The organism is Bradyrhizobium sp. NBAIM03 (assembly GCF_020194055.1).
Lineage (GTDB): Bacteria > Pseudomonadota > Alphaproteobacteria > Rhizobiales > Xanthobacteraceae > Bradyrhizobium > Bradyrhizobium yuanmingense.
In genome coordinates this window covers 292,590-313,029 of sequence record NZ_JADYVS010000003.1, presented here as the reverse complement: position 1 = coordinate 313,029, position 20,440 = coordinate 292,590, and the positions used below count along the sequence as shown (strand labels likewise).

20 protein-coding genes are annotated in these 20,440 nt (G+C 62.7%); 7 read left to right on the top strand and 13 right to left on the bottom strand.

The genetic code is table 11. From position 1 onward, the window contains the following. Positions 1-25: 25 nt before the first annotated feature. Positions 26-1,240 (top strand): hypothetical protein, encoded by a 1,215-nt coding sequence (locus tag I6F21_RS06405; RefSeq protein WP_225182943.1) that lies wholly within the window; start codon positions 26-28, stop codon positions 1,238-1,240. Here I6F21_RS06405 and I6F21_RS06400 read toward each other — a convergent pair. Genes I6F21_RS06400 through I6F21_RS06390 form a run of 3 tightly spaced genes read right to left on the bottom strand, consistent with a single transcriptional unit; the run spans position 1,212 to position 4,790 of the window. Continuing rightward, on the bottom strand, positions 1,212-1,919 hold the full coding sequence (locus tag I6F21_RS06400; protein ID WP_225182942.1) for a class I SAM-dependent methyltransferase: 708 nt from the start codon (positions 1,917-1,919) through the stop codon (positions 1,212-1,214). The two genes, I6F21_RS06405 and I6F21_RS06400, sit on opposite strands and share 29 nt — an antisense overlap. 11 nt (positions 1,920-1,930) lie before the next feature. Further along, positions 1,931-3,808, bottom strand: a complete 1,878-nt coding sequence (asnB, locus tag I6F21_RS06395) for an asparagine synthase (glutamine-hydrolyzing) (protein WP_225182941.1) — start codon at positions 3,806-3,808, stop codon at positions 1,931-1,933. 1 nt (position 3,809) lies between these two features. Next, positions 3,810-4,790: a glycosyltransferase family 2 protein gene (locus I6F21_RS06390; RefSeq protein WP_225182940.1), complete on the bottom strand. Its 981-nt coding sequence runs from the start codon at positions 4,788-4,790 to the stop codon at positions 3,810-3,812. A gap of 293 nt (positions 4,791-5,083) precedes the next feature. On the opposite strand from I6F21_RS06390, the gene I6F21_RS06385 reads away from it, so the two are divergent. After that, complete coding sequence (locus tag I6F21_RS06385; protein ID WP_225182939.1) at positions 5,084-6,397, top strand: aminotransferase class III-fold pyridoxal phosphate-dependent enzyme; 1,314 nt, start codon at positions 5,084-5,086, stop codon at positions 6,395-6,397. Positions 6,398-6,611: 214 nt separating this feature from the next. Here the strand turns inward: I6F21_RS06385 and I6F21_RS06380 are convergent, their stop codons facing one another. Then, on the bottom strand, positions 6,612-6,884 hold the full coding sequence (locus I6F21_RS06380) for a class I SAM-dependent methyltransferase (RefSeq protein WP_225182938.1): 273 nt from the start codon (positions 6,882-6,884) through the stop codon (positions 6,612-6,614). A gap of 58 nt (positions 6,885-6,942) precedes the next feature. Here I6F21_RS06380 and I6F21_RS06375 point away from each other — a divergent pair, with 58 nt between their 5' ends. Then, positions 6,943-7,788 (top strand): asparagine synthase-related protein, encoded by an 846-nt coding sequence (locus tag I6F21_RS06375; RefSeq protein WP_225182937.1) that lies wholly within the window; start codon positions 6,943-6,945, stop codon positions 7,786-7,788. Between the two features lie 408 nt (positions 7,789-8,196). Here I6F21_RS06375 and I6F21_RS06370 read toward each other — a convergent pair whose 3' ends face one another. From I6F21_RS06370 to neuB, 8 genes are all read right to left on the bottom strand, one after another. Then, the gene (locus I6F21_RS06370) at positions 8,197-8,856 is read right to left on the bottom strand and encodes a hypothetical protein (protein WP_225182936.1); all 660 of its coding nucleotides are present in this window, start codon (positions 8,854-8,856) and stop codon (positions 8,197-8,199) included. Between the two features lie 6 nt (positions 8,857-8,862). Then, positions 8,863-9,639 carry an imidazole glycerol phosphate synthase cyclase subunit gene (locus I6F21_RS06365; protein ID WP_225182935.1) on the bottom strand — a complete coding sequence of 259 codons (777 nt, stop codon included), beginning with the start codon at positions 9,637-9,639 and terminating at the stop codon, positions 8,863-8,865. Positions 9,640-9,644: 5 nt separating this feature from the next. Further along, positions 9,645-10,283: an imidazole glycerol phosphate synthase subunit HisH gene (gene hisH / locus I6F21_RS06360; protein WP_225182934.1), complete on the bottom strand. Its 639-nt coding sequence runs from the start codon at positions 10,281-10,283 to the stop codon at positions 9,645-9,647. Positions 10,284-10,346: 63 nt separating this feature from the next. After that, positions 10,347-11,528: an N-acetyl sugar amidotransferase gene (locus tag I6F21_RS06355; RefSeq protein ID WP_225182933.1), complete on the bottom strand. Its 1,182-nt coding sequence runs from the start codon at positions 11,526-11,528 to the stop codon at positions 10,347-10,349. 37 nt (positions 11,529-11,565) lie between these two features. Further along, positions 11,566-12,378, bottom strand: coding sequence for an SDR family oxidoreductase (locus tag I6F21_RS06350; RefSeq protein ID WP_225182932.1), 813 nt, complete (start codon positions 12,376-12,378; stop codon positions 11,566-11,568). After that, complete coding sequence (locus I6F21_RS06345) at positions 12,375-13,415, bottom strand: nucleotidyltransferase family protein (protein ID WP_225182931.1); 1,041 nt, start codon at positions 13,413-13,415, stop codon at positions 12,375-12,377. Before I6F21_RS06345 ends, I6F21_RS06350 begins: the two co-directional genes overlap by 4 nt. A 12-nt stretch (positions 13,416-13,427) precedes the next feature. Further along, positions 13,428-14,054: a NeuD/PglB/VioB family sugar acetyltransferase gene (locus tag I6F21_RS06340; protein WP_225182930.1), complete on the bottom strand. Its 627-nt coding sequence runs from the start codon at positions 14,052-14,054 to the stop codon at positions 13,428-13,430. Next, the gene (neuB, locus tag I6F21_RS06335; protein ID WP_225182929.1) at positions 14,051-15,133 is read right to left on the bottom strand and encodes an N-acetylneuraminate synthase; all 1,083 of its coding nucleotides are present in this window, start codon (positions 15,131-15,133) and stop codon (positions 14,051-14,053) included. Before neuB ends, I6F21_RS06340 begins: the two co-directional genes overlap by 4 nt. A gap of 183 nt (positions 15,134-15,316) precedes the next feature. On the opposite strand from neuB, the gene I6F21_RS06330 reads away from it, so the two are divergent. The 3 genes from I6F21_RS06330 (at position 15,317) to I6F21_RS06320 (ending at position 18,498) form a co-directional block, all read left to right on the top strand. Continuing rightward, positions 15,317-16,063 carry an acylneuraminate cytidylyltransferase family protein gene (locus I6F21_RS06330; protein ID WP_225182928.1) on the top strand — a complete coding sequence of 249 codons (747 nt, stop codon included), beginning with the start codon at positions 15,317-15,319 and terminating at the stop codon, positions 16,061-16,063. Then, positions 16,060-17,253 (top strand): UDP-N-acetylglucosamine 2-epimerase, encoded by a 1,194-nt coding sequence (neuC, locus tag I6F21_RS06325; protein ID WP_225182927.1) that lies wholly within the window; start codon positions 16,060-16,062, stop codon positions 17,251-17,253. Before I6F21_RS06330 ends, neuC begins: the two co-directional genes overlap by 4 nt. A gap of 90 nt (positions 17,254-17,343) precedes the next feature. Continuing rightward, positions 17,344-18,498, top strand: a complete 1,155-nt coding sequence (locus tag I6F21_RS06320) for a hypothetical protein (RefSeq protein ID WP_225182926.1) — start codon at positions 17,344-17,346, stop codon at positions 18,496-18,498. Positions 18,499-18,519: 21 nt separating this feature from the next. On the opposite strand, the gene I6F21_RS06315 is transcribed toward I6F21_RS06320, so the two are convergent. Further along, the gene (locus tag I6F21_RS06315; RefSeq protein WP_225182925.1) at positions 18,520-19,314 is read right to left on the bottom strand and encodes an FkbM family methyltransferase; all 795 of its coding nucleotides are present in this window, start codon (positions 19,312-19,314) and stop codon (positions 18,520-18,522) included. Between the two features lie 166 nt (positions 19,315-19,480). Between I6F21_RS06315 and I6F21_RS06310 the strand changes: the two genes are divergently transcribed. After that, a complete protein-coding gene (locus I6F21_RS06310) occupies positions 19,481-20,440 on the top strand; it encodes an NAD(P)-dependent oxidoreductase (protein WP_225182924.1) in 960 nt (319 codons plus the stop codon).

Here is a 20,440-nt window from a genome sequence, read left to right as displayed (position 1 = left end):
CCGCAATGATTGCAGTCATTCGCTGTTGACCAACGCTCAATTCTGCATCTCCGGCCTGTATCTCAACCCGACGGCGCTACTAACCTTCCTGGCGACCCTATTCTTCGCAGTTCTGGTGTATTGGCCGCCTCGGGCGCCCCTAACACTCGCCGCCATCGCCGGCTTTTCGGTATTGATCCGCCACGAGGGCCCGATCCTTGCAGCATTCCTCCTATGGATCATCTACTGGAAGTACCGGCACGACCAGTCCGGCCGGCCAGCGGCCTTGAAAGCAGTTGCCTTCCTGGCGCTGATCGTGGTCGCAAACTACACGGTCCGCCTGCTGTGGACCGCCGATGCGATAGGCTTTTTGCGCAATACCGGGACCTCCGACAAGTTCTTTTCCTTGCTCAGCTTCAGCCCGGCACGCGTGTTCAGCTACCCGATGGCCGTCCTCAACTACAAAATGGAGAAGCTCGATGTAATCGCCGCGACACTCCCCCTGCCGCTGCTGGCTTTGGTGCCGATCGGGGCCGTCGCCTCCTTACGAAAGCGCTCGGGAGCGGGCTTCATCATGATGTACCTCCCGCTCTACGAATCGGTCGTCCTCATTTATCTGCTGGTCCTTCCGGTCAGCACCTATCTTCTGCAGAACTACAGCGCGGCGAATTTGCTGATCGATGTTCGCAATGTGGCGCGATACTACCAGGTATTTACACCGATGCTGTTGTTCTTTGCCGCGATCGGGGGAGCCGAGGCCTACCACCTGATTTCAAGCAAGACTTCGGGCAAATTCGACGCTCAACTCGTCAAGGCCGCTTACGTCATTGTCGCGGTATTCTGCATCAATCAGCAGTTTCTCCTGCAGACTTCGTATCGGTTTCAATTCGTTAAGGCCGAACCGCACGCTGCCGAAGCCTTCGAGACTGCCGACTGGTTCAGGGCCAGACAAATTCGAAGGACACCAATCGGAATGAGCGCGCCCAGTCTCCATCCAGTCCATTTTGCGATCATGTCCGGCAACAACGAAGTCAATTGCTGGGGAGGCCAAAGCAATCCCAACTGGGACTGCGAGCAGGCCGGAAGAGCCTCCGCAACCACCCTACTGCAGGCCGGCAATTCATATTTTTCTTACGCCTTGATCGAGACAAGCAGTCCCCTCACTCTCCCGGCCAGCTCATATACGGCCGTATTCACCTCGTCCGGCGGACGCTACACCATCTTGCAAAACATTAGGCCGGCCGGCGCAACACCGCATTGATGGACTGGGCGAACACCTGGCCGCGATCCGCCGAGTCCAATAGCCTTGCGACCGACGTAAGCAACCAGCTCGCCGAGCGGGCCGCATGAGGGAAGTCGGGAGAATACAATAGCGATGTCGTCAGCATGCTGCCCGCCTGCAGCGTCGCATGCGCGAGGCCGCCGGCGGCTGAGAGCTCGACGATCTCGAACCCCGCGTCACGGGCGAGCTTCTCCACCCCGTAGCGGGTGAAGCGGAAGTAGTCGTGCGGCTGACCGTGAAGATAGTAGAGGAACGGCACCGAGAGGATCAGGACACCGCCCGGTTTGAGCACACGTAGCAGCTCGGGAAGCGCCGTCCACGGCTGCGGCATGTGTTCAAGAACCGAGCAGCAGAAGATGGAGTCAAAGGTGCTGTCCGGGACCGGCAGCAGTCCTTGCGCGTCGGAGACGAAATCGAGATCCGGATGCGTGGGGAACGCGTCCGTTGCGAAGTAGCTGCTGGCCCTAGAGCGGATCGCGGCGCGCCAGGCCAGCCTCCCGGCACCCAAATCCAACGCGCTACCTTTCACGTGGCGATGGATCATCGGCAGAAGCGCACCGTAGGCGGTACGGTGGTCGACCGCAAGGTCCCAAAATACGTCGGAGCCGATCGTCCGATCGCACACTTCGTTCCAGCGCCGCTGAAGCCAGCCAAGCACGGCCGATCATCCTATGGGGCTAGCCGGGGCAGGCGCGCGTCCAGGCCAAGCCAGATCCACAGCGCTCCCCGGTCGTCGCACCTTTTTGCCGCGTGGTCAGCCCAGCGCCGCGACAGGACGCCCTGATTGAGGAAGTTCGTTCGTGGCGAGACCGGCATCGGAAGCTCCCGCAGCCACCGCGCGATCGGCGCGCCGAAGCCCTTCTTCGGTCGGTGGAGAATGTCCTCAGGCAACCGGTGGCGCAGCGAACGCTTCAGGATCCACTTGCTCACGCCCTTGCGCAACTTGACGTCAATCGGCAGGCGCCTTGCGAACTCCACGACATCATTGTCGAGAAAGGGGGCCCGGACCTCAAGCGATTCGAGCATCGAGCTGCGATCAGACTTCACCAGAATGTCGTCGGGCAGATAGAGATTGGTGAAGAATTCCAGCGTGCGGTTCGCATCATCAGGGGCGTCCGATTGCTCCCACAGCGTAATTGCCTCCTCGTACAGCGTCTCGGAATCGACCTCGTCCTCGAAGAGCTCCGAGATCTCTTGGCCGCTGAGGGCTCCAAGCCAGGCCGCATTCCACATCGACGGCTTCAAGCTGAGTCCTCTCAGGCCGCGCCTGACCTTGAAGTCGAAACTCATGTTGCGTTCGGACGGCGGCAGACGGCACGCCAGAATGGAGATCGCCCGATGGACCTTGCGCGGAACCATCGTGTGATACGTCCGGGCGAGCCCGAGAATCTTGAAGGGATCATAGCCGGCAAAGAGCTCGTCGCCTCCGTCGCCCGACAGCGCAACCTTAACACTCTCCGACGCGTATTTGCACAACATCGAAGTCGGAACGACGGAACTGTCCCCCATCGGTTCGTCGATCCGCCCGAGCAAAGCGCCGAGCTCCGAGCGCAGCCCATCTAGATCGCAAGTATTGACGTGCCAGTTGCATCCGATTTGCCTGGCGACCCGTTCGGCGTACCTAGACTCGTCGAAGCTAGACTCGGTGAACCCGATCGAGAACGCATCGATGGTCTTAGGGTTGCGCCTATCCGCCGCATGCGCCAGGATCGCCGACGAATCCACGCCGCCGGACAGAAACAGGCCGAGCGGCACGTCGCTTTCCAGACGCGCTGATACGGATTTACCAAGAAGATGATCTAGCTCTTCGGCCCAATCATCTTCATCTCCGGGCGGCGCCATATCGGGCAAAATCGAAAAGCGCCAGTAGGATCGCTCAACCGGAACCGGCAAAGAACCGCGACGACAGTGAGACACGTCGAGTTCGAGCCAACTGCCCGGCCGAAGACGCTGAACGCCAGCAAGCGGTGTCATGGTACCTGGGATGAAACTATAGGCAAAGAGCTTCTGGATCGCCAGCCGGTCAATGCTTGTTCCTTTGAGACAAGGATGCTTGATCAGTGCACCGAGCTCGGATGCAAAGACAAACTCGCCGTTCTTCATTGCCCAAAACAACGGCTTCTCGCCGAACCGGTCTCGAGCCAGGAGCAAACGGTCCTTAGTCCTATCAAAGAGTGCGAAAGCAAACATGCCGTTGAGCTTGAGCAGGAGATCGGCGCCCCACTCAAGCCAACCATGAAGCAGCACCTCGGTGTCGCTGTGCGAGGTTTGGAAGCGATGCCCACGCGCTTCCAGCCCCGACCGGAGTTCGCGGTGATTGTAGATTTCGCCGTTAAAGATGACCGTCAGCCTGCCGTCCGGAAGAGACATCGGTTGAATGCCCCCATCAATATCCAGGATGGCCAGGCGTCGATGCGCAAAATGAACGCGTCTCATGGGGTCGGAAAAGAAGCCCTCCCCGTCGGGGCCGCGATGAGCGAGCTCATCACCCATCGCCTTTAGGGCGATGGGATTCTCCGGGCCGACAAATCCCGCAATTCCGCACATCTCAGTTGCTCTTGACGTCGAAATTGAGCCTGTACCTCACATCGTAGATGCGCTTGCTCTGCGATTCAAAATAGATTCGCACCATCAGCTCAGCGAGCAAACCCATTAGGATGCACATCGTGCCAGTTATGGCGCACAGAGAGACAAGAAGCGGCAGGGGGGTCTGGATGAATGTGATGCCGTCGGCGAACTTGAGCCAAAGCGCGTAAATGCCTGCGAAAAATCCAAGTGCAAAGAATGCGACGGCGGCTCCGCCAAAAACATAGATCGGCTTTGTTTCGTAACGCGTCAGAAATTTAACCAACAAAAGATCGAGCACTACCTTGAACACGCGCTCGAGCCCGTATTTTGATTTGCCGGCTCGCCGCGCATGATGCATGACTGGCATTTCGGTCACCCGCCCGCCCTGCCAAGCCGCATAGATCGGGATGAAACGGTGCATTTCTCCATAAAGGCGAAAGCCACGCAGGAGATCGGCGCGGTACGCCTTCAGTGTGCAGCCGTAATCGTGAAGCGAGAGGCCAGACAACCAGGAGATCAGCAGGTTTGCCAGTCGAGACGGGAAGTTTCTGAAAAGGGCGTTATCCTGCCGATCCCGACGCCAACCCGACACGACGTCAAATCCCTCCTCCATCTTGGCTAGGAGGCGGGGAATGTCGGCCGGATCATTCTGCAGGTCGCCGTCCATAGGCACGATGATATCACCTTCGGCCGCATCAATTCCGGCCATCATCGCAGCTGTTTGGCCGCAGTTTCTGGCAAAGGCAATCACTTTGAAGCGCGGATCAGAAGCTGCCAAACGCTCAAGACGCTTTCTCGATTGGTCGGTCGATCCGTCATCAACCAAGATCACTTCGACATCTCGATCCAAAGTCGAGCTTACTTTTACGAGCGCGGCGTAAAGCGGCTCTATATTGTCTTCTTCGTTGAAGATGGGAATTACGATGGATATCTTCCCCGGGCGGCGGACCGCTTCAGTCATCTGGGGAATTGACCCTACGTCCCTCATAACAGCATCCCTTCGCACCACGTGATGAGAATGACTTAGAGCATCCAGTTTTCGGCTTTGGGCACACTCCTTATCAGACCCAGCGCTCTTAAGTCTCGGATGCAGGACGACCGCCCCAGCTTTATGCCCTCGTACTTCGAACCAGAAAGCCTCGTCAACTGTGGTTGACTAAGTTATTCAATCATCAAAGATTTTCCTCGGCTCTCCGGTCTTGCCTTCTCACCGAGTTTCCGATAACGACGACGATAATCTTTCGGCGGACGAAAATGTCGAATACTGCTCAGACGATGTACCGACGCGCCCGCAAGGTCATGCCCGGCGGGACGCAATTGCTCTCAAAGCGGCCGGAAATGTTCCTGCCGGAGCAGTGGCCGACCTATTTCAAGTCGGCCAAGGGCGCCTCAGTCGTCGATCTCGACGGCAAGACCTATCTCGATATGAGCTATTGCGGCATCGGCGCCACCATTTTGGGCTTTGCCGATCCCGACGTCGATGCGGCCGTGAAGACCGCGATCGACATGGGGGCGATGTCGACCCTGAACTGCGCCGAGGATATCGAGCTCGCGGAACTGCTGGTGGAGCTGCACCCCTGGGCCGACATGGTGCGCTTCGGCCGCGCCGGCGGCGAGGCCATGGCGATCGCGGTGCGCATCGCACGTGCGGCGACCGGTCGCGACATGGTGGCGTTCTGCGGCTATCACGGCTGGCACGACTGGTATCTCAGCGCCAATCTGGGCGAAACCACCGCGCTCGACGGCCATTTGCTGCCCGGCCTCGACACCAAGGGCGTGCCACGCGGTCTCGCCGGCCTGATGCATCCGTTCCATTTCAACAAGCTTGACGAGATCGAGGCGATCGTCGCCACCCATGGCGAGCGGCTCGCTGCGATCGTGATGGAGCCGGTGCGCTCCAGCGAGCCCGAGCCCGCCTTCATCAAGGGCATCCGCGCGCTCGCCGACCGCTGCGGTGCCGCGCTGATCTTCGATGAAGTGACCTCCGGCTTCCGCATCAACTCCGGCGGCGCGCATCTCGCCTACGGTGTGGACCCCGACATCGCCGTGTTCGCCAAGGCCATCGCCAACGGCTTCCCCATGGCCGCGATTGTCGGCCGCGCCTCGGTGATGGATGCCGCGCAAGAGACCTTCGTCAGCTCGACGGCATGGACCGAGCGGGTCGGCCCGGTCGCGGCCCTTGCCACCCTGCGCAAGCATCGTGAACAGAACGTCGCCGGGCACCTGATGCGGATCGGCAGTCGCATCCAGAAAGGATGGACCGAGGCGTCACAAGCCACCGGCATGCCGCTGCATGTCTCCGGAATCTCGCCGCTCGGCCATTTCGCCTTCGACCTGCCCGATGCGCAGGAGGTGCGAACGCTGTTCACGCAGATGATGCTCGACCGCGGCATCCTCGCCACCGGCTCGTTCTACGCGATGTGGGCCCACACCGACGCCCATGTCGACCGCTACCTGGAGACGTTGACCGAGGTGTTCCGGGACTTGCGCACTGCGGTCGACCAGAAGGCCGTCAAGCAGTTGCTGCGCGGCCCCGTCGCCCATTCCGGATTCAAGCGGCTGACCTAACCTCTGGCCGCGTTCCAACAATCGTCCAGCTGTACCCATGGCGAAAATGCAGTCGAACGTCCGAAAAGCCATTTGATTCGAGAAGCGCTCGCGCTTCCGCTTCGCCATAGTACTTCGCATAGGCGGGGCGCAACTGATCGTAGACGACCAGATAGCGTTTCGAGCGAGAGAAACGGCCCACAACGTTGTTGATGTAGTCGCGGAGCGGCACCCACTACACGTAGCGGCACCCGAAGATGTAGACATCCAGCGCAAGCGTCAGGAGCGAGGCGATGGCCGCCACCATCACGTGCGGCAGCCGCGTGGTCACCGCGCGCAAAGCGCGAATGCTCTGCACGATGAGGCCGCTTCCTTCCTCTCCGTAGAGCCACACGATCATCCTGCCGCCCGGACGCTCGCAACGAAGCTGCACGATGGGATTCGGGGCAGGAATGTGGTGGATCACGCCGATCGATACGATCAAATCGAACTCGGCGTCGGTCGGCATCTCGTGTCCGGCAAGGTTCAGAAAGATCACGCGACCAGCTTCTTCCGCCAGATTGCGCTTGAGAACCTCGAAGGCCGCCGAAGGCTCGCGGCCACATCGCAAGGCGCGCTTTGCCGATCTCAAGGAAGCGACGGAGGCTTTCGTCGGGCTGTTCGATCAGGTCGTCGCAGAGCAACTGATCAGCGACGTGCCGGTCGGACTGCTCCAGGGCGGCGGAATCGACAGTTCATTGATCGCCTATTCACTGGCGAACCGCGACTCCTTCCTGCTCGTGACCGCCTCGTTTTTCGAGCAAAGCCACGATGAGACAGCGATTGCCGCGATCGTCGCCGCGCAAACCTCGCTGCCGCACCGAATCGTTTTCATCAGCAGCGATCCGGATCCGGCCGCAACGCTCGCGCGCGTCGTCCACCATTTCGACGGGCAGGTGGCCGACGAGAGCGCCGGTCCCCTGCTGCTCCTGACGCGCGAGCTTCGCCGCAATTCGACCGTCGCTCTGTCAGGCGACGGCGCCGACGAGTTCTTTGGCGGATATCCGACCTACCGGGCCTTGCGCCGCCTTTGGCCCACTCGTTCCGGACTGGATCGCGCGATCGATCGGCCGACTCGCGTATTCCGGTCTCGGCGTCAACGAATCGAGGCTGCCCCGGGCCGCACTGCTGTCACGGTTTCTGCTCGGCCTGGCCCCTGGCGGCCCACATGCACACGCGGAATGGCGACCATATATTCCGGAGTTCCTGATTCCAGCACTCTATGGGCCCGCGTTACATCATCTCGCGCGCACCAGCCCGACGACCGGCTATCGCCTCGCCATCGACAGTGCCGACGGATCGGACCATCTGGATCGCTGTCTGATCGCCGGCCAGACCTACCACCTGCCGCGCGGCCTTCTGATGAAGACTGACGCGATGAGCATGGCGGATGGGTCGAGATCCGCATTCCATTCCTTGATCGGCGGATCATGAATTTTCGGGTCGGTGCAGCCTCGACTGATCGCGCCGCTGCGCGAACCGACCAAGCCGCTGCCGCGCGATGCCCTCCGGCGGAAGGGCGCGGATGGAGTCATCTCTAATGCCCCAAGCGCGGGTTCAACAGTCCGCTCGCCGCGCTGTTGCGTGGCGCGCTCAGGCCGCTCCGCACGGACCTCTTCGTGCGCTCACGCGAGATCTTCGAACCCTATCTCGAGCCGAACGCGGTCCGCGACCTCTGGCAGGAACACGCGGAGAGGAAGAGCAATCACGCCTATTTCGCCCCTGCTGACGTTCGGGATCTGGCGCTCGCAATTGAGCGGCAAGCCGATCGGCGGAGAACGCTAGTTGCCGAAGATGTCGCGCACCACGTTGCGCGACGTCGGCGACCTCGCAGCCTTCGGATAAATGCCGTGCAAAATGCTGTCGGCGGCAAGCGCGCCGCCGTCGATCACGATAGCGCCCGTCGAGACGAAGGTGTTGTCGCCCACCGCGGTCTTGCCGATGATTCGGCTGCCACCATACATCACGACGCCGCGGCCGAAGGAGGGATAGTTGTTGTCGAGGTTCGCGCCGACCGTGCAATTGTGATAGCAAATGAAATAGTCCGAATAGCTGGCGCGCCCGAGCACGGTGCCGACCGGATGCTGGACCGCAAACACGTCGGGCAGCTCCACCTCGTAAAACGCGTCGAGCGCGTGCAGCGCCTTGTTGAGCGCATAGGCCTTGTTGGCGATGGGATGGCCGGGCCGCTCGCGAAAGGCTGAATTGGCGAGATAATAAAGGAAGATCGCATACTGGTCGGAGTGCCAGTGCGAGAACCGCGCCTCGCCGTTGGCGAAAAATCCCTTCAGCCGGACACGCGAAAAACAATGGTCGATCCGACCGAGCGTGAGATCGACGAATCTCGGGAGATCGCCGAGGTCGGTCCCGTCAGGGAACAGGTTTTCGAACTGCTTGCGCACATAGAGGGCGAGGTCGTTGCGGGCAAGCGAGAGCTGCACGGGGGGCTAATTCCTGCTTGAGGAGCTGGCGCGCACGTCAAGGCCGCGCGAGAACAGGTGGCTGCGCAGCTTGATCGGGCTGTGGTCGGTGAACAGGAACATCGAGGAGATCGCCACCGCGGACGCGCCGGCCTCCAGCGCGTCAATCGCATGCTGGAGCGAACCGCAGCCGCCGGAGACGATCAGCGGCACGCTCAAGACGTTCGCCGCCTTGTGAATGATATCGAGGTCGTAGCCCGACATGGTGCCGTCGCGGTCGATCGAGCCGAGCAGCACCTCGCCGCAATGCAGATCCTCGCAGCGCCGCGCCCATTCGATCGGATCGAGCGCGACATGCTCGCGTCCGCCGTCGATGAACACACTGGCGTGGTTGGGGCTGATCTTCTTGTAGTCGATCGACACCGTCATGCACTGATCGCCGAAGGTCCGTGCCGCCTCGCGCAGGAACTCCGGACGCCGCACGGCCTCCGAGTTCACCGACACCTTGTCGGCGCCCGCGCGCAAGAGCATGTTGACGTCGTCGAGCGTCTTGACCCCGCCGCCGACGGTGAAGGGCATGAAGATCTCTTCCGACATCCGTTCGATGATGTCGACGACGCGGCCGCGCGAGGCCGCGCTCGGCACGATGTCCAGCACGATCAGCTCGTCGACGCCATAGTCGTTGTAGACCTTCGCCGTGGTCACCGGATTGCCGGCGGCTCGCTCGTTCTCGAAGAAGCGGACATATTTGACGAGCCTGCCGTCGCGCAGCAGGAATTTTGGGATCAGGCGCTTCTTCAACATCGACGTCAGGGATTCCAGCGCAGGAAATTGCTCATCAGCTCGATCCCGGTGTCCTGGCTCTTTTCGGGATGGAACTGCGTGGCGGCGATGTTGTCCCGCGCGATGATCGCGGTCACTGGCTGGCCGTATTGGGCGAAGCCGACCACGTCGCCCGCATCCCTGCAGCGCATGGCGAAGGAGTGCACGAAATAGAACGCCAGATTGCTCTCGCGAACATTGGCGAGGATCGGATGGTTGCGCTCCTTGGCCACCATGTTCCAGCCCATATGCGGGATTTTCAGCGTGGGATCGTTCGGCATCAAGCGCAGGACGTCGGCATCGAACCAGCCGAGCCCGCGATGCGCCACGCCGTCGTCGGCGTGCTCCTCGGAGGTGTTGGCGAGCAGTTGCATACCCAGGCAGACCGCGAGGAACGGCTTGCCCTTCTCGCGGACATGGCGCTCGAGCATCTCGTCGATGCCGCGGGCGCGGATGTTGCTCATGGCATCGCCGAACGCGCCGACACCGGGCAGGATGACGTGGGAGGCATCCGCAATCGCATCCGCATCATGGGTTACGACCGGATCGAAGCCGCAATATTCGACGGCATTCTTCACCGAGCGCACATTGTTGATGCCGTAATCGACGATCGCTACGCGTGACATCGCCTGCTCCCCCCGGGCGCGAGACGCGCCGCCGATCGATCCTCCCTGGCCTATCCCTCTAGCCTATCCCTTGCCGCCGCCGATTTCGACACCCGGATGGTTTGGCCACGGCACCTGCGTGTTGTTCCATTTGTCCATGTCCGGCATGCGGCGGCCCGGCTCGACCGTGTTCGGCGAGAACTGCCACGGACTGACCTCGTGCTTGATCGCGATGCCCAAGAACTGCTCCTCGGTGAGCTGGAGATAATCGAGGAACAGATCGAGGCTCGGCGGCCGCTTGCCGTCGAACTCGCGTACCAACGCCTCGCCCTGCTCGCGGGTCATGCGCTTGTTGCGGATGTCGATGTTGGCGAGATGGTTGGTCCGGCCCATGCCTCGTTTGATGTATTTAAGGTAGTCACGCACGCCCTGGAAGAAGCACTCGATCTTCTCGTAATCGTATTCCGGCGGAATGCCCTCGACCTCCTGGCCCTTCCAGCCGAGCTCGCTCTTGATGATGTCGACGTGCTTCTTGGTGTCCCACTTGATGTAGCTGCCGAGACAGACCGAGCGGCATTTGATCCGCATCAGCTCCTTGCGCGGCGGATAGACGAACGGATAGAGGTCGCGCTTGGCGACGCGGCCGCCGAGGAATTCGTACATGTCATCGGCGGTAATGCCGAGATTCATGGCGCGGTTAAAGCGCTTTTCGTCGACCTCTTCCATCTCGTCATAGGAATAGAACGACTGGTATTCCGCGAGACTCTCGCCCCAGATCAGGAGCGGCGTCTCGTAGCGGATCGCGACCTGCATGGTGTGAGCATAGATGCCGGTGTGGCAGTGCCAACAGAAGTCGCCGCGGCGCTTCAGCGATTCCAGCATAAGCTCGCGTACCACGTGCCAGTTCGGCGTGAAGTTGAGGACGTCGACACCGAGCTGCTTGAACACCCTGGTGTTGTTCTCCTCGATCAGCGGCCGGTAGAACCAGTGGTCGAAGCGCACGACTAGCGGCTTGAGGCCGAGCTTGCGCACGACGTACCAGAGCTGGAACACGCTGTCCTTGCCGCCCGAATAGGGCAAGATGCAGTCATAAAGGCCCTTGTCGCGGTATTGGCCGACCAGCTCCTGGAGCTGCTTGTAGCGGTCGTCCCAATCGATCTGGGTGTCTCGGACCTCGATCTGACGGCAAACGCTGCACGAACCGGACTCGTCGAACGACGTGGCCTCCGCCGTTTCCGGCAACAAGCATTTGCTACAGCTCAACATTTCGGGAATTCTCGCGATTGCATGATTTGCTGTCGGTTTACCACGCCGTCCACCCCCCGTCGACCGCAATGCACTGGCCCGTCACATAGGCCGACAGATCGCTCGCCAGATAGGCCACAGCGCCCTTCATATCGTCCTCGCGCGCCATGCGTGCAAGCGGCGTCCGGGCCACATAGCGGCTCAAAAACGGTTCAGGCGTGGCCCTGAAGACCCCACCCGGCGCCACCGCATTGACTCGCACCTTTGGGGCCATGGTGGTGGCCAGCCAGCGCGTCATCTGGATCAGGCCACCCTTGCTCGCGGCATAGGCGGCCGGGTTCCCGAGCGGGGTTCCCTCGTAGAGCCGCCAATCGGGCCCGGCGAGACCGTAGATCGAGGAAATATTGATCACACTGCCACGGCCTGATCTGGCGAGATCCTCGGCCGCGGCCTGAATCAGGACAAAGGGCGCGGTGAGGTTGACCTCGATCGCCCGCCGCCAGGTCGCATCCGACTGCTGCTCGAACGGCACCGCCCAGCCTTCCAGCCCGCTGGTGCCGACGAAGGCTGCACAATTGACGATGATGTCGATGCCGCCAAGGGCTTTGCGCACCCGCCGCGGCAGGTCCTTCACCGGTTCCGCCTGCTCGAAATCGCAGTCGAACATCGCAGCCTTAACGGAATGCATTGCCGTCAGCTTCGCGGCGGCCTCCGTGCCGGCGGACGCCGCGATGTCGACCAGCGCGATGGCAGCGCCGAGCTCGGCAAGGCCGCCCGCGATAGCGCGGCCAATATGGCCGGCGCCTCCGGTAACAACAGCGACACGGCCGTCGAGCGACATCATCTCGCGAAGCGAACGTTCGGTGCTCATCCAAAGATCCTCTGGAATTCGTCGGACGCACGCTGAAGATCGTCGAGGCGGCCGACGTCAATCCAGTATTCCCGCAACGGAAATCCGACCGACGGCTTGCCCTCGGCGATGGTGCGCTCGATCAGCGTCGGCATGTCCACAGCTTCGTTGGCGTCGAGATGATCGAGCACACCGGGATCGAGCAGGTAGACGCCGGCATTGACGAAGAACTTCTGCGTCGGCTTCTCGCGAATGCCGAGCAGGCGATGGTCGTCGAAGTCGATCACGCCGAACGGCACAGTCACCGAATGCTCGCGCACGCAGACGGTGGAGAAGGCCTGATGCTCGCGATGATACTTCAGCATCTGCTCGAAATTCACCGTGGTCAGCAGGTCGCCGTTCATGACGAAGAACGGCTGCCTCGGCCGCTCCGGCAATAGCGACAGCGCACCGGCGGTGCCGAGCCGCGCGTTCTCCTGGAGATAGTTGATCTCGACGCCCCAGGCCGAGCCGTCACCGAAATAGTCCTGGATCATCTCGGCCTTGTAGTTGACCGAGATGAAGAACTTGCCGAAGCCGGCCTTCACGAAGCCGCCGAGCACGGTCTCCAGGATCGGCTTGTCGCCAACGCGGATCAGCGGCTTGGGGATGTCGTCGGTTAGCGGCTTCAGCCGCGAGCCGAGGCCGCCGGCCATCAGCACGACCCAATGATCGGATTGCTGCGCGAGCGCGAGGTCGTCGATCAGCTTGACTTCGACCACCCGCCCCTCCGCATCGACGAGCGGAAGCTGGTGGATCGAATGCTTGCGCATCAGGTTGAGCGCGGCCGGATTCGAGATGCCGACCGGCGCCGTGATCGGCGTGCGGTTCATCACGAGGTTGACGGAGGCGTCGAGGCCGACGCCGCCGAGCAGCGCGCGCCGCACGTCGCCGTCGGTGACGGTTCCGACGATCCTGCCCTCGCGCTCGACAATCGCTAGTTGCAGATTGCCCTGATCGATGCGCCGTAGCGTCTCGATCAGCGGCGTATCTTCATTGACAATGAAGGCACCCTTCATGACAAACCAATCCTACTCGTTGCCGGCGAACCCGCCGGCCGCGACATCCCTTGTAACCACCGCCCCTGCGGCAACGACGGCTCCGGCGCCCACTTTGACACCGACCAACACCACGGCACCGGCGCCGACATGGACGCTCTCGCCGATCGAAACTCCCCCGCACAGCACGGCCCCCGGCGCGACATGCGCGTGATCGCCGACGATACAGTCGTGCTCGACCACCGCGCGCGTATTCACCAGCACGTTCCGCCCGATCCGCGCCGCGGGCTGAATCACGGCACCGGCCATCACCTGCGCGCCATCACCCAGTTGCGCATCAGAGGCAATTACGGCGGACGCATGCGCGATCACCGGAAACTTGTAACCCAGCGCGGTGAACCGCTCGAACAGCACGCGCCGGCCCGCCAGCCCCGAATCCGTGCGCGTTGCGCGGTTGCCAAGACCATTGGCGAGCTCGACCTCATCGGCGGCCATGTTCATGACGTCGTCGTCGGATCCCGTGATCTTGACGGCGCCGATGGCCTCGCCGACGCGCGCAGGGTCGCGGTCGGTGACACCAACGGGACGAATGCCACGGCTTAGCAACGCCTCGATGACGACGCGGGCGTGACCGCCGGCGCAAAGCACGATCAGGCTCATGGCTCGAGCGCCTCGTTGGCCGCGTAGTCGCGCTGCGCGGTCTTACCGAGATAGCTCCAATATTCCATCGGCGGCACGCCGTTGCCGGGGCGCTTGACGCCCAGATTGTCTTCCGTGAAACGCTCGCCGATACGCACGGGGCGAAGCGCAACGAGGCTGCGCCGCGCCACCGCACGGTTCGGAATCTCCTCCGGCGCCGGCACCTTGCGTCCGTCACCGAGCGCGGCTTCGACGTCGCGGATCGAGGCGATCATCGCCGCCATCTCGTCCGGTTCGATCGAGGCGCGGTGATCCGGCCCCGGCAGATTGCGGTCGAGCGTCAGATGTTTTTCGATCACAGCGGCACCGAGCGCTACCGCTGCCGCCGCGATGTGAATGCCGCGGCTGTGGTCGGAGAAGCCGACGGGAAGACCAAATGCATCGCGCAGCGTCGCCATCGCGCGCAGATTGATCGATTGCGGATCGGCCGGATATTCGGTCGTACAATGCAACAGCGTGACTTTTGCGCGGAGCTCCGTCCAGCTCGCGCGGTCCAGCAGGAGGTTTGCGAAGTCGGCTGGTGTCGGCTTTGCCGTCGCATCGCCCAAATAGCCGAAGGCGATGACGCCGAGCGCCTGCTCCACTTCGGCAAGTGTCCCCATACCGGTCGATAGGATGATCGGCAGGCGGAACCGCGCAAGATGCAGCAGCAGCGGCGCGTTGGTGAGGTCGCCCGAGCCGACCTTTAGCGTCGAGACGCCGACGCGGCGGACCAGATGCGTGGCGCTGTGGGCGTCGAACGGCGTCGACACGTAGGTGATGTCTGCCGCCGCGCAGGCCGCCGCGATCTGCTCCTCGTCGTCGGCGCTGAGCTCGAGCGCGCGCAGCATGTCGAGCTGCGACTGCGCCTTGCCGGTGGTCGCCTGCTGGTAGCTCGCTTTCGCAGCCTCCGCGGTGGCAAGCTTGTCGGCGCGGAACGACTGAAACTTGACGACATCGGCCCCTGCCCGCGCCGCCGCCTCCACAAGCGCAATCGCGCGTGCGCGGTCGCCGTTGTGGTTGACGCCAGCCTCAGCAATGATCAGGGTTCTGCGATGCATAGGGTTCGTCGCTGGGGGCGAAGCGAAATCGCCCGCCAATCAAGCGGTTGTCTTAGTCGAGCACGCTGGTAAAAGCAACGCAAGCGGGCGGCTTGCGGTGTTCCCAAAGGCCCCATAACAGCCTCGCCTGGTGACGAATCAGGCCGATTCGAAGGTAGCCTGAACCCAGGATTGTTGAGACCCATGACGAACTCGCCCGAGATATTGTTCCTGCTGGTCGGCCGCGGTGGATCAAAAGGCCTGCCCGGCAAGAATCTCCGCGAGATCGGCGGCCTCAGCCTGACCGGCTACAAGGCGATTGCGGCAAGGCAGTCCCGCTATTGCTCGCGCCTGATCGTCTCCAGCGACAGCGCCGAGATTCGGGCCGAGGCGAAAAGGCATGGCGCCGAAGTGCTGTTCGAGCGGCCGGCCGAACTTGCGACCGACACCGCCTCCTCCAACGACGTGGTGCTGCACGCCATGGACTGGATCGAGAGGCATGAGAACCAGCGTTACGACGCCATCATGCTGCTCGAGCCCTCGTCGCCGTTCGCAACACCCGAGCATTTTGACGAGGCGGTCGAGCTGTTCGCCGCGCGGAAGGCGAGTCTCGTCGTCGGCATGCGCGAGACCGAGGTCTCCTCGATCTTCGTCGGCACGCTTGGCAAGGACGGCTCGATCGGCGGTATCGTCGAGAAGATGCTGACGACCACGGCGCAGCGGCGGCAGGACCAGGCGATCGAGGTCACTATGAACGGCGCTCTTTATCTCGTTGGCTGGGATGCGATGCGCAAGCATCGCAAGATCTACGCCGACCCGTCTGCGAGCTACGGCATCATGATGGACCGCATGCATTCGATCGAGATCGAGAGCGCGGCCGACCTCGCCTACGCGTCCTATGTCATCGAGCACGGCATGCTCGACGCCTCACCCTGGCGACGGCCGGCATGAGCGCACGCCGTCGCATTGCCGTCGTCACCGGCTCGCGCGCCGATTATGGATTGCTGCGGGGCGTCCTGACGCGGCTCAAGGTGGCCGACGACCTCGCGCTCAGCGTGATAGCCTGCGGTATGCATCTGGTGCCGCGCTTCGGCGAGACCTGGCGCGCGATCGAGGCCGACGGCTTTCCGATCGCTGCAAAAATCGATCTCGCGCTCGACGATGACCGCGCCGAGACGATCGCGCGCGGCACCGGCATTGGCGTGACCGGCTTTGCCGAGGCGCTGCCAAAACTCGCGCCCGACATCCTCGTCGTGCTCGGCGACCGCTACGAGGTGCTGGCTGCCGCGGTCGCGGCCACGCTGCTGAACATCCCGATCGCGCATATCCATGGCGGCGAGATCACCGCGGGTGCCTTCGACGATGCGATCCGTCATGCCATCACCAAGATGGCCTGCCTGCATTTCGTTGCGGCCGAGCCCTATCGCCAGCGCGTGATCCAAATGGGGGAGCAGCCCGATCTCGTCTTCAACGTCGGCGCGCCCGGCCTCGATCTGGCGGACAGCGCGGCGCCGCTGACCCGCGCCGAGCTGTTCGCAGGGCTCGGCATCGCCGGCCCCGAGCGCTTCCTACTGGTGACGCTGCATCCGACCACCGCGCAGCCCGAGGCTGACGCCGCCAACGTCGCAGCCCTCCTCGGCGCGCTCGCCGAAGTCGAGGACCGCAGCTTCATCTTCACCGGCGTCAACGCCGATCCGGGCTATCGCGCCATCGACGATGCGATCAGGGCGTTCGTCGCGGTGCGAGGCGATCGCGCCCATCTCTTCAACTCGCTCGGCAGCGAGCGCTACTGGGCCGCGCTGCGGCTTGCCGACGCCGTGGTCGGCAACTCCTCCAGCGGCATTTTGGAGGCGCCGGCCGTCGGCGTGCCCACGATCAATATCGGCGACCGCCAGAAGGGCCGGCTGCGCGCCGCCTCGATCATCGATTGCCCGGCCGATTCGGCCACCATCCTCGCAAGCCTGATGCGCATCTTCGAGGGCCGGTTCCGGCCCGATCCGGAGCCTCCGCCGCCCTATGGCCGCGGCGGCGCCTCCGAGGCCATTGCTGGAACCCTTCGAAAGATCGACCTAACGCGCGCTTTCCCGAAACATTTCCATGATTTAGCGGCCACATCGGAACTGCCCGGAACGACCGGATAACTGCCCGCGATTATTGCCTGTGCAGCATCCCAGGCTGTATAGATCGGGGCGAGCTTGCGACGAACCGCGCTTGTTCCGGGAGAACGCGACATGACGACGATCGATTCCCTTTCCGACGCGACGCCGGTGGCACGCGCCATCGAGATTGGTGAACTTCCGATTCCGCCCTATCACGGCAACACGCTTCCCGCGATCGACTATGACGAGCATCCGGCCTATGGCGGCATGTTTCCCAAGCCGACCCTCCGCGAGCGCCTCTACGCGCTGAACGTGTTCGTACGCACGTTCGCCTTCGTAACCATCCGCCGCATCGTTGACTACGACAACATGCCGCTGCTGACCAAGGAAGCCGGCTTCAGCGGCCTCAACGCGCGGACGGCGCTGCGCTACATTTCGATGTATGCGCGCATCCGCGCGAGCCGCGCGATCGGCACGCTGACCGGCACGCGGCGTCCCGCAAAGCCGACGAATCTGGCGCTGCTCAACAAGATCAAGTCCGACGGCATTGTCTGCCTGAACCTCACGCCCGACGAAATCGAGCAGATCCGCAGCGTCACCAATCCGGGCTTCGCCAAGCTCGACGAGCGCCGCGCCAACATTCCGTCGGAGAAGCGCAAGTTCGACGACAACGTCTACTGGTGCACGCGCTCCGCCGATCCGGAGGCATTCGCGACGGTCGAATCCATCTTCGAGCGCTACGGCATCATGGAAGCGGCGAGCGCCTATCTCGGCCGCCCGGCCGGCGTGAAGCACGTCAACGCGCAGATCAACGACCAGGACCTCGCGTTCTGGAGGCGCGTCTTCCCGGACACCCAGCTTGCCGATCCCTGGGGCAGCTACCTGCACATCGATGCCACCTACGGCATGCTGAAATGCGCGATCTACGTCCATGACATCGGTCCGGACGGCGGCCCGTTCTGCTACATCCGCGGCAGCCAGAACGCGAAGATCGGCTGGTTCGAGGGCATGGTCCGGCGCACCAACGATTTCTCCGGCTTCTCCGGCCGCCGGCCCGACGCACGCAAAAAGTTCATGGCGCTGCCGGCATTCCTGCGCAAGAAGGCCGACTTCGGCGGCGACCTCCCCGACAATTCGCCCGAGGTCACGCGCCTGCGCGAGGGCCACTTCGCCGCGACCTCGAACTACGGCAATTGCGTGCTGTTCGACGGCAATGGCATGCATCGCGGTGGCATGGTCAACAAGGGCGAGCGCCGCTGCTTGTTCATCCTACTCGCGGAGATCTGACGCGACGCTTTCGACGCAAGCTTACGCGCCGCGCAGCTTGCTCGGACGTTTGAGGTATTCGGCGAGTTGATCGGGGCTGAAATAGGCCGCTTGGCTGCGCAGCGGACTGTCCTTGCGGATGAAGGCGAGATCGATCTGGGCGAGCGCGCCGTCGAGCGAGCGCATGTGCCCCTCCAGCACGTCATAGACCGCAAAACCGGCCTCGTCGCAAAAGCGCACGATGTCGGCGAACTGCGGGATGCCGTGCCTCATCGGCATCATCGTGGTCTCGAGGATCATGAGATCGATTTCGCCGATTCGCGCGCCGAGCCCCTTGAGCACCTCGATCTCGGCACCCTGCGTATCGACCTTCAGGAACACCGGATGCTCCAGCGTCTCCGGCAACAGCGAGTCGAGCCGCCGCATCGGCGTCTTGCGCGCCTCGCCGTCGAGCGCCTTGCCCTCGACCTGCGCAAAAATGCTGGAGCCCGAGATGTCGTCGTGGACGTTGAACGTGATCTCGCCATTCTCGGCGCCGGCCGCAACCAGGAAATACTCGGCGTCGAGCCGCTGCTTGAGCTGCTCCAGGATCGGACGGCATTCCGCCACCGGCTCGATCAGGAAATATTTGGCACGAGGAAACGCGTCGTAGATCGGCGACGTGCCGAAGGCGATGCCGACGTCGACCACCGTCTTCACATCGAAGCCGAGCGACCTCAAATGCTTGAAGAACAGGCCGAAATTCCTGACCGGCGCGTTGGCGCGCATCAGGCGCAAGCCGATCGGTTCCAGGATGTTGTTGATGGCCTGAAACGCGGCAGAGACGAATGCCTTCATGAAGCGAACGCCGGTTGGGCTAGAGCCGAGGTGAAGGATAGCGACTGCAAAAATGCCTCTACACACGATGGATTTGTCAGAGTTTGCAATCGACTGGTCGGTTTGGTAGATCAGCCCGGCAAGCCGGTCAAGCGGCCATCCCGTCGGCAAAGACAGCGACATCAGCATGAAAGTTCTCGTGACCGGAAGCTCCGGCTTCATCGGCCAGGCACTGGTGCGGCGGTTGCGCGCCGAACATTGCGACGTCGTGGGGCTCGACAAGGCTCCGGCCGAGACGACCGACATCGTGTGCGACATTCTCGATGCCAACGGCCTGACGAAGGCCGTCGCCGGCACCGCGCCGGACGCGGTGGTTCATCTCGCCGCACGCATCGATCTCGACGAAAAGACCGACCTTTCCGGTTACACCGCCAATATCGAGGGCGTCGCAAATCTGGTCGAGGCCGTGCGGCGCACGCCGTCGGTGCGGCGAGCGATCTGGACCTCGTCGCAGCTCGTCTGCCGCATCGGCTATGTGCCGGCGAACGACACGGACTATAAGGCCGACACGTTGTACGGACAGAGCAAGGTGCGCACCGAGGAGATCGTCCGCAGCGCCGATGGCGCCGGACGCGAATGGTGCCTGGCGCGCCCCACGACCGTCTGGGGCCCCGGCATGAGCGCGCATTACCAGCGCTTCCTGCACATGATCGAGCGCGGCCGTTACTTCCACGTCGGGCACGGCCCGCTCTGGAAGTCCTACAGCTACATCGAGAACATCGCCTTCCAGTATTGGCGTCTCCTGAGCGTCCCGACGGACCAGATCCATCGCCGGACGTTCTATCTCGCCGACTACACGCCGATCGATCTCATCGCGTGGTGCGACGCGTTTCAGAGCAACTTCGGTTCGCGCCCGATCCCGCATCTGCCGGCCGGCGTCGCGCGCACGCTGGCGCTCTGCGGCGACGCGGTGAACGCGATCGGCTTGAAACGATTTCCCTTCAATTCGTTCCGCCTCAACAACGTGCTTACGCAGTATCAATTCGATCTCGCGCCGACCGCAGCGGTCTGCGGCCCGCTCCCCTGCGATATGCAGCAAGGTGTCGCGGCGACAGTCGCGTGGCTGCGAAACCTCACGGCGCGCTGA